Consider the following 8,879-nt stretch of genomic DNA (forward strand, 5'->3'; position numbering starts at 1 on the left):
ATGTGCGGGAAAAAATGGTGCAGTGGATTCAAGAAGAAGCTCCGCAAGCGATACCGCATATTCGCAAATGTGGGGGAAATGCCGCTGAGTTTCAAGCTGCGCAGGAGGAAACTCTCCGGAAGATGGCGGCGCGCTTAGATAAAGAAGAGCCGGTGCTCTATTTGCCGGCCGATCAGGGGCAGGTAGCGGAAATTTTGCAAAGTGATGAGGAACGTACCGTTACGCTCTCTTTAGCTGATATAGAAGATTTCTCTGAAAGTGTAGAAAATGGGGCACCTAGTGATAGCGGAATAGATAAGACGCAAGTTATGCCAAAAATAACAGCTGATTTGGCCGCGGAAGTGCCGGAAAAGAGCTCGAAAGCCAAGAAAGGTGCTGCTAAGGGTGCTGCTAAGGGTGCTACTAAGGGTGCTACTAAAGGTGCTGATAAAGATATTTCTAAGAGTGGCGGTAAGAGCACGAATGCTACTAAAGGTGCAGATTCAGATGGCTCGGCTATTACCGGGCAACAAGAAAAAATTTCTACTGCCGTGCGGGAGGGGCATGAGGCTTCCCTTTTCACTGGTTCGATAGCAGCAGAGGCCCGGCGCAAGAATTTTTCAGGGAAGCGCGAAGGAGAAGATGAAGACGAAGCTGAGGGAGTGGAAAGTGCTGCAGGAGGAAAAGCAACGGATATAGCTGATGTAGACGCTGCAGATGCCGCAGAAGTTTCTGATGTCCCAGAGAGTGCTCGTAGCGAAAAAGCTAGCGGCAAAACTGCCGAAAACTAGGATGGGCAAGGAGAGGAAAATCTTGGAATACCAGGTGGTGAAGAGCGCGGCGCAGTGGCGCAAAGAACTCGGCGCGGCGGCGTATCACGTCTTGCGGGAAGCCGGTACCGAGCCACCCGGCAGCGGAGAACTTCTCGATGAAGACCGTCCCGGGATTTATTACTGCGGAGCATGCCGAGCGCCACTATTTAGAGCAAATGAGAAATTTACTTCTTACTGTGGCTGGCCTGCATTTTTTGCACCGCTGCGCCCGGCGGCGGTGCTTTATCGGGAAGATAATTCTTTAGCACAAGTGCGCACGGAAGTGCTCTGCAGTAGCTGTGGATCGCATTTAGGCCATGTATTTCCAGACGCTCCCCAAACTCCTACGGGGCTGCGCTACTGTATGAATTCGCTGGCCTTATATTTTGTGCCGGATACGGAGAGCATGCCGGATGTGGAGAGCATAGCGAATCCGGAGAATACGCCGAGTGCGGAGCCCGAGCAGTCAAAATAATTATTCTTTGAAATATGCCTTTAAACAGGTGCATAGTAATTCGATAGCTGGAAATCAGTTAAATAGGTGGGAGAAAGATGCAAAGAAAACTGCGTATCGGCACTTTTAATCTGCAGTGGGGATTTCCCAACGCATCGCAATTTTCTCTTTCGCCTAATGCGGCTGCCTTTTTAATTTCTCCGGCAGAACGGCGAGCTGCTTTTGCAGCTACTGCCCGAAAAATTGCGGAACTAAAACTAGATCTATTGGCGTTGCAAGAAGTCGATAATGGGCGTTTTCGCTCTGCGCGCCAGCAGCAGACTGCTTATTTAGCGAAAGAGCTGGGAATGCAGGGGTATTTTGTGCCGGTCGCACGCAGTTGGAAACCGGTATTTTCTACTTTGCAGCCTCTGGGAGCGGAAGCCTGTGGAACGTATGGAATAGCTTTATTATCTCGCTATCCAGTGCGACAGGTGTATTCACAACGTTTAGCAGAAAAATGGCAGTTTTGGCGCCGGCGCGAAAATGTGGATTCGCTCTGTAAGTACCGAGTGCATATTACGGAGCCGCGGCGTTGTGTCTATGCCGAGATAGCTGTGCCGGGATTTCCCCAGCCGCTGCTTTTTGCTTCTACCCATCTTTCTACGGAGCCAAGGGCTGGTATGGAGCAGTTAGCTGAAGCTGCCGCGGGTTTTGCTCAGCTAGAGAAAAAGTGTTTTGGATTTCGGAAGCTGGCGGAGGGGACGGAGTTACCTGCTATTCTTGCGGGTGATTTTAATATGCGCGCTGCTTCAGTGGAGAAAGTGCGAGCTAGCAGCCCATATATGCAGAGTTTTGTGCCGGAGTCCAGCTCTTTACCTACTTATCCAGTAGCTGCGCCGCGTTATCCCATCGACCATATTCTAGGGCGCGGGGTAAAAATTAGTTATCAAGCGGCATTGCCTTTTGATATTTCTGATCATTGTTTATTGCTAGCCGAAGCCAGCCTAAAGGATTCGCTATAAGTGCATGATAGCGAGGAATATCTCTTATAAGCAGGGAGCCTTTAGCTACTTTTCCGAGTACCCTCAGAGGTGTGGAAGATGTACTGCTGGGATTTTGGACGCTGCTAGCGCTACTCATTTCCGGCATACTTCTAGTTAAATTTCGGATAGTGCCGAAGAATTTTGACCAAGAAATTTCCCGCATCATCTTTATGCTCACGATGCCCGCTTTGGTCTTTTTGGCTATGTGTGAATCAGATATTGCGGTAGTCTTTTCTCTCACCGCGGCAGTGGGAATAATCAATGCCGTCATTCTCTTTTTCCTCTACTACTTGCTCGCAGTGAAGATATTTAAGCTACGCGCCGGAGAGCAGACTATTGGAGCGCTTTCCGCTTCTTATGTGAATGCCGGAAATCTAGGGATTGCTTATCTAATGGCAATTACCGGTAACGCCGCTGCCAGTGCACCTATTATGCTTTTCCAACTTCTCATTGTGGCTCCTATCGTCTTTATCGTGCTGGAAAAACAGCGCAACATTCAGAATAATTTTGCACCGTCCCATCTAGATATTGGCCGAATAGTACTGCGTGCTCTTCTACAGCCTCCAGTAATTGCAGTGGTGCTGGGCTTATTAGTCAGTGTAGGTGGTTGGCAGTTACCCGCCGTCGTCTATCAACCGTTGAGTATGCTCAGCCACTGCGCCGTGCCTTTGGTAATGCTAGCGATGGGAGTTTCCCTCGGGAGTATCTCTCTGCGGCATCTATTCAAAGCCGATATAGCTGCTTATGTAGCGGTCCTTATACGAGTTTTTGCCAGTCCGCTGCTCACTTTTTTCCTCGCTAAAGTCTTTGCGCTCTCTCCCGCTATGATGCTCACCGCCATGGTGGTGTCAGCTTTCCCCTCAGCTAATAACGTATTTATCTTCGCCCATCGTTATGAAACTGGAGTGGAACTAGCGCGGGATACGGTAGTGCTCTCCACTCTGCTTTCTATGCCAGTATTACTTCTAATTGCGGCGGTATTTTAATGAAAAAGCCAAAATTAACTCTCAACTCTTCCACTGCTCCTGCTGCCTTAATATCGGCGGCAATCATCCAATATATTGGAGCTTCTCTCGCCATCGGGCTCTTTGCGGCAGCTCCAGTCGGAGCTGTAGCGTGGGGAAGAATAGCGGGCGCGGCAATCATCCTGCTAATTTGGCGGCGGCCACACCTTGATTTGCACCGTATCTGGATGCCAATAGTATTTGGCTTGGCTCTCACCGGCATGAACGTAGTTTTTTATTTCGCACTGAGTCGGATTCCGCTCGGAGCAGCAGTAGCTCTTGAATACATTGGACCGGTCTTGCTCTCAGCTTTTACTGGTCGCAATTGGCGAGTGCGCTTAGGAATTCTGCTTGCCTTACTCGGGGTATTCCTTATTTCTTGGGTGGGGGTGGATATATCACAGAGTTCTATCTGTCTCGGGGTGCTCTTTGCACTCGCTGCAGGTGTGGGCTGGTCTGTATATATAGTTATTGGGCGGCGATTTTCATTAGATGGTTCCAGTATAGAAATGTTGGCATGGGGAAACTTAACTGGCGCAATTTTCTTTTTTCCTTTGGCTATTCCTGGTTTCTATCCCATTATTACTAATCCACATTTGTTAGGAATTATGGTACTGGTCGCCCTCTTCTCGAGCGTTGTTCCTTATATTTTAGAGTTGCGGGTAATGGGCGTGGTACCCACTGCGGTCTATTCTTTGTTAAGTTCGCTTTATCCGGCTACTTCTCTGCTAGTAGGAGTAGTGATGTTGCGGCAGATTCCCACTTGGGGAGAAATTCTCGGTTTACTGTGCGTCAGCCTAGCGGTGGCTTTAGTGACTGTTCCCAGCAATAAAAAGTGATTTTTTACGCCCAGAGAGTGCCTGACGGGAGAGTATTCGGTAAGAGGATGTGCAATGGAGGTAATCCCTAATAATTGCACTTAGTGTGGGTATAGATAGAGCTTAGCGCGGATATAAACAGAAGTTAACGCGCGCAATAATCGCTAAATTTTTCGGTGCTGAAGTATCGCTGCTGCGAAATCGGCAATATGGTGAGTGCTGCGTGGCAACTGCCATTTCGTAACCGCCAATAAATCTGGAGTAGCCTGCGGCGCTGCGAGCGGATATCCCATATGTGCAATCCACGGGACGTCATTTCCGGAATCTCCTACGCCAATTCCCTCCGCCGGATCTAGCTGTTCTTCCTGCAGAATTTTTTGAATCCCCGTCCATTTGGAAATACCCACGGGTGGGAAATCGATAAAAGAGGCGTGCCCGCGGACGGTGCCGGGGAAGCGTTCGGTAATCTCTTCCCAGCAGTTATCGAGTAGTTCTTGGCGTCCGCAGAAGGTGACCTTCACAGTTTTTTCTTCCGCAGCTTTATATACATCGCCACGGGCAATCGGCATTCCTTCGCTGGCAGTGCGCAGCAGCGGGGGAATATAGGGGGCATCTTCGTCGAGTAATAAAGTATCTACACTCTCTAAAAGCAGCGTAATGCCATGAGATTTTCCGTATTCTACAGCAGCTTTCACTGCAGATTTCGGGTGATACGTAGCTTGTATCTTTCCGTTATTCCAAGTGATAGCTCCGCCGGCACAGACAAGTTTTGCCGGTATTTCCGCTTTCTTTAAGAATCTATCGGCGCTGCCGAAGGTGCGCCCGGTGGCGAGAATTATTTTAATTCCGGCAGCAGTTAAATCGCGTAGCGCCTGAAAAGTTTGCGGAGAAGTGCGAGATTCTTGATCAGTAAGAGTGCCATCTACGTCAAAAATAATATGGGTGGGAAGAGAAGAATCCCAAGGTAAATTAGTTAAATCTAAAAGTGCTGCAGAATTGTTCATCAGTATTAGTCTAACTTAGATATAAGTTTTATTGCGAGTGCCTGCGGGAGAGGCGGGAATTACAAAAGTGTGCCGACCGCGGGCTACTTAATTTTGTACTCGGGGGTATTACTTCTTACCTCAGACGGCGAATAATGAAAATTCCCCTATCTGCTTTGCAAGCCAGATAAGGGAATTTACTTGTAGGCCCCGTGGGACTCGAACCCACAACCTACGGATTAAAAGTCCGGAGCTCTACCAATTGAGCTAGAGGCCCGCGTTTGGAAAACGCTCGTCGCAATTTTATGGCGAAGATGCCGTAATGCTGCGCCGGATATTTATTTTACTCATGCTCAGCGAAAAAAGAAAAGTCGAATATATAAATTTGGTACATATCACGCTCTTTTCGAAATCAAGATAAGATTAAGTTATAGCTAGTAATTCTCTGTATGAGCAGGAAAGAGAGGGTATTAATATGGCCGGCTACAAACCGCGCCGTCCGGCGCAACTCAATCCCGAGCAGATAGAACTTATTGAGGGCAACGCTGATACCGCTTACAATTCTGAACTTGCTCATACTTCTGCGCAGGCAATAGTGCCATTACCCGCAGCAGGGGCAGCAGATGCTGAAGTGATAGCGCGTATTTCGCAGCTCATCCAGGATTCGGGGGTAGATGTAATAGCGGAAGCGTGGGTGGATTCTCCGGCAGATTCTTTACCGGGTATTCTGTGGCGGGGATTCTTACTTCGGGAATGGATACGCCGTTATCCGCAAGTAGTGCAAGAGCGATATGCGGGAGCAGAAATTTATTTTGCGGAGAAAGATCCGGAGCGTACTGCGCAAATTACTTCTCCTACCGAGGTAAAAGCAGCGTGGGATGAAGTTTTCTGTGGCAATTTTTTGGGAGATTTTGCCCGCGTATTGCGCATGTCGGCGCGTTTAATGGATTATTTAGGCTCAGTGATCCCAATCTGGATTAAAAGCGATGCCGATCCCTTAGCCACAGAAGTTACGCGGCGTGACACTGCGTTGCTGCGTACAGCGGGGGAGTTCCGCCAAGCCGGAGAGCTACTTACGCAAGGATTGCTTTCATAGATGGAAATCCGCCATTACCGGCAAGTACCTGCTGATTTAGCTGCGGCAATTCGTGATTTTGCGCTTTTAATTGCCAAAAATGATGGTATTGCGGCTTTTGATGAGCAAAGCCTTTTGAATTTAGAGCGCCGCGAAGCTGCCCACTATCTTATTCCCGCGGCTGTTGGCCAAAATACAGATTCGCTTAGCTCCACGGCTGCTCTTAGCGCTGCGGTGCCGGCGCTCGCGGTGCTCAACTTAGAAAATGGTAATGCGGAGTTAGCTGTGCATCCGGATTGGCGCCGGCGAGGATGGGGAGCGAATTTACTTGCTGAATTGCAAAAAGTGGCACGTGAACTGCCGGAAGGGGTAACTCCAATACTTTGGGCACATGGCACGCTACCGGCCGCGCAGAGTTTAGCGGCGACGGCGGGGTTGCAGGTAGAAAGAACTTTGCTCGTATTGGAAAATGAAATAGCAAAACTTTCGGCGCCGAAAAACGAAAATAAGTTGGCAGATTTGTGGCAAGGAAAAAATTGGCAGCTGCGCCCTTTTACGGCGGCCAGTGTGGCGAAAAGTCAAGATATAGTCACTTTGGCGCGATTAAATCAGGTAATTTTTGTGCAGCATCCGGAGCAAGGAAAGCTCACTGTGGCCGATTTTCGCCAGCGTTTTGCGCAGGCGTGGTTCTCCCCAGATCTCTGCTTTTTAATCTATCCGCGGGCAGAACTCGGAGGAGAAACAGGGGGAGAATTTGGGGAAAATCTACCGGCCTCCTCTGCAATTGGATTTTTGTGGTTGAAGCCGGTAGATGATTTCACGGTAGAGTTGTATGTGGTAGGTATTTTGCCGGAAATGCAGGGAGCAGGTATCGGAAGTGCGCTTATGGAAAGATTGCCGCTTCTCGCTGCCGCAAGTGGATACAGACGCATAATTCTTTATGTGGATGCCGATAATGTACCGGCGCTCCGCGCTTATAAAAAAGGAGGGTTTTGTGAACTTGAAAAACATACGGGATATTTTTTGTAAAGAATCTACTCCTTTAGATGCGGGTGCGCCGGTGGAAAAGGCTGATCCAAGCGAAAAAGCTACCACGGCTGAAAAGGCAGTGCCAGCAGTGCCAGCTACACAGACTGCTGCAGAAAATGACGCTCCGGCTGCCCCAGATACTTTCGATAGAATCGGAGTGGATTTAGAAAAACAGTGGAAAGAAGAGCAAGAGCGGGAAGCTGCCTATCCGGCGGTGGAATTCGCCGTTCCGGCGCCGGCAGCGCAGCTAGATGCAAATTCTCCGGCAGCTAGTTCTTGGCGGGCAGAATTCCGAATGGGTTCTCCGGTATCTACTGCGAAGCTACAGGAAGAGGTAGAGGCAGCAGCCTTAGCGGCGCAGGAGGCGGGAAAGTCTCTCGATACGGCAGTGCTTCCGCACGGAAGATTTCTCGATAGAGAGCTCTCTTGGTTAGCTTTTAACGAGCGTGTATTGGAACAGGCAGAAGATAGAGATTTAGCTATTTTAGAGCGCGCTTGGTTTCTTTCAATTTTTGCTTCTAATTTAGACGAATTTTATATGGTGCGAGTGGCCGGGCTGAAAAGTCGTATTGAAGCAGGAATGGCCACCACCAAAGTTTCTGGATTCCCGCCGCGGCAGGTAATGGAGGGAATAAATCAGCGCGCACAGGAACTCATGGCTCGGCACGCCGCACTTTTTCGAGATTGTGTGCAGCCGAAATTAGCAGAAGTGGGAATACATATTCTGCACTGGCAAGATCTGGGAGATGAAGAAAAAGAGCGGTTGCGCAAATTCTACCGAAAACAGATCTTTCCGGTGCTCACGCCATTAGCGGTAGACCCGGCGCACCCCTTCCCGTATATCTCTGGATTATCCCTAAATTTAGCCGTGGTAGTGCGCAATAAACAGTCCGGTAAAGAGCTCTTCGCGCGCGTAAAAGTGCCTCCACTTTTACCGCGCTTTATTGCTGTGGATGCTTCCGGTAAACCTTATCGTCCGGAAGATGTACCAGCTGACGCCCAAGGGCACACCTACTATATCCCCTTGGAAGAAATTATTGGCGTCCACCTCTCTACTTTGTTTCCAGGAATGGAAATCGTCGAGTATTCTACTTTCCGCGTCACTCGTAATGAGGATTTGGAAGTGGAAGAAGACGATGCGGAGAACTTGTTGAAAGCGCTGGAAAAAGAGTTACAGAAGCGTAAATTTGGGCGAGTAGTGCGCCTAGAAGTAGCGCAGAATATCTCTAAGCACGTACTTTCTATGTTGATGCGGGAGATGGAGGTGCGCGAAGAAGATGTATTCCGCCTGCCTGAACCCTTGGATCTAACTGGTTTGGAAGTGATTCACGAACTGGATAGGCCACAGCTGAAATATAAGAAATTTGTGCCGGTGACGCCGAAAGGCTTTGCGGAAGTAGAAACTGCGCAGGAGACGGACGTCTTTGCCGCTATTCGGGCGCACGATATTTTAGTGCAACATCCCTATGATTCTTTTTCTACCTCCGTGCAGCGTTTTATTCAACAGGCGGCGGCTGATCCGAAAGTGCTGGCTATTAAACAGACTCTGTATCGCACCTCGGGTGATTCTCCTATCGTCGATGCGCTGATAAAGGCGGCAGAGGCGGGCAAACAGGTACTGGCGGTGGTTGAGATCAAAGCTCGCTTTGATGAACAAAATAATATTGAGTGGGCGCGCAAATTAGAAAAAGCCGGCGTGC

General features: G+C 49.2%; 9 protein-coding genes and 1 tRNA gene. 8 read left to right on the top strand and 2 right to left on the bottom strand.

Translation table 11 applies throughout. The features are described from left to right. From Q0X35_RS05025 to Q0X35_RS05045, 5 genes are all read left to right on the top strand, one after another. Positions 1–770 (top strand): hypothetical protein (locus tag Q0X35_RS05025; protein ID WP_297566184.1); only part of this gene is annotated, 770 nt, incomplete at its 5' end. Between the two features lie 22 nt (positions 771–792). Continuing rightward, positions 793–1,266 carry a peptide-methionine (R)-S-oxide reductase MsrB gene (gene msrB, locus Q0X35_RS05030; RefSeq protein WP_366084472.1) on the top strand — a complete coding sequence of 158 codons (474 nt, stop codon included), beginning with the start codon at positions 793–795 and terminating at the stop codon, positions 1,264–1,266. 77 nt (positions 1,267–1,343) lie between these two features. Further along, the gene (locus Q0X35_RS05035) at positions 1,344–2,249 is read left to right on the top strand and encodes an endonuclease/exonuclease/phosphatase family protein (protein ID WP_297566186.1); all 906 of its coding nucleotides are present in this window, start codon (positions 1,344–1,346) and stop codon (positions 2,247–2,249) included. A 71-nt stretch (positions 2,250–2,320) separates the two neighbouring features. Continuing rightward, positions 2,321–3,256, top strand: coding sequence for an AEC family transporter (locus tag Q0X35_RS05040; RefSeq protein WP_297566188.1), 936 nt, complete (start codon positions 2,321–2,323; stop codon positions 3,254–3,256). Further along, on the top strand, positions 3,256–4,113 hold the full coding sequence (locus Q0X35_RS05045; protein WP_297566190.1) for a DMT family transporter: 858 nt from the start codon (positions 3,256–3,258) through the stop codon (positions 4,111–4,113). The genes Q0X35_RS05040 and Q0X35_RS05045 overlap by 1 nt, the downstream gene beginning before the upstream one ends. A gap of 143 nt (positions 4,114–4,256) precedes the next feature. Here the strand turns inward: Q0X35_RS05045 and Q0X35_RS05050 are convergent, their stop codons facing one another. Together Q0X35_RS05050 and Q0X35_RS05055 are read right to left on the bottom strand one after the other, a co-directional pair. Further along, positions 4,257–5,096, bottom strand: coding sequence for an HAD-IIB family hydrolase (locus Q0X35_RS05050; protein ID WP_297566192.1), 840 nt, complete (start codon positions 5,094–5,096; stop codon positions 4,257–4,259). Between the two features lie 183 nt (positions 5,097–5,279). Further along, positions 5,280–5,352, bottom strand: a tRNA-Lys gene (locus tag Q0X35_RS05055). Positions 5,353–5,550: 198 nt separating this feature from the next. On the opposite strand from Q0X35_RS05055, the gene Q0X35_RS05060 reads away from it, so the two are divergent. The 3 genes from Q0X35_RS05060 to Q0X35_RS05070 form a co-directional block, all read left to right on the top strand. Then, positions 5,551–6,171: a hypothetical protein gene (locus Q0X35_RS05060; protein ID WP_297566194.1), complete on the top strand. Its 621-nt coding sequence runs from the start codon at positions 5,551–5,553 to the stop codon at positions 6,169–6,171. Further along, entirely contained in the window at positions 6,172–7,179 is a 1,008-nt protein-coding gene (locus tag Q0X35_RS05065; protein ID WP_297566196.1) for a GNAT family N-acetyltransferase, read from the top strand. Beyond that, the coding region (locus tag Q0X35_RS05070) for a polyphosphate kinase (protein ID WP_297566198.1) at positions 7,145–8,879 on the top strand (1,735 nt) is incomplete at its 3' end. The genes Q0X35_RS05065 and Q0X35_RS05070, both read left to right, overlap by 35 nt.

Origin of the sequence: uncultured Arcanobacterium sp., from assembly GCF_947253055.1 — a bacterium.
GTDB lineage: Bacteria > Actinomycetota > Actinomycetes > Actinomycetales > Actinomycetaceae > Arcanobacterium_A.

Coding starts and splice junctions, on each gene's coding strand:
- Q0X35_RS05060 (WP_297566194.1), top strand. CDS start 5,551: ATGGCCGGCTACAAACCGCGCCGTCCGGCGCAACTCAATCCCGAGCAG.
- Q0X35_RS05035 (WP_297566186.1), top strand. CDS start 1,344: ATGCAAAGAAAACTGCGTATCGGCACTTTTAATCTGCAGTGGGGATTT.
- Q0X35_RS05045 (WP_297566190.1), top strand. CDS start 3,256: ATGAAAAAGCCAAAATTAACTCTCAACTCTTCCACTGCTCCTGCTGCC.
- Q0X35_RS05050 (WP_297566192.1), bottom strand. CDS start 5,096: ATGAACAATTCTGCAGCACTTTTAGATTTAACTAATTTACCTTGGGAT.
- Q0X35_RS05065 (WP_297566196.1), top strand. CDS start 6,172: ATGGAAATCCGCCATTACCGGCAAGTACCTGCTGATTTAGCTGCGGCA.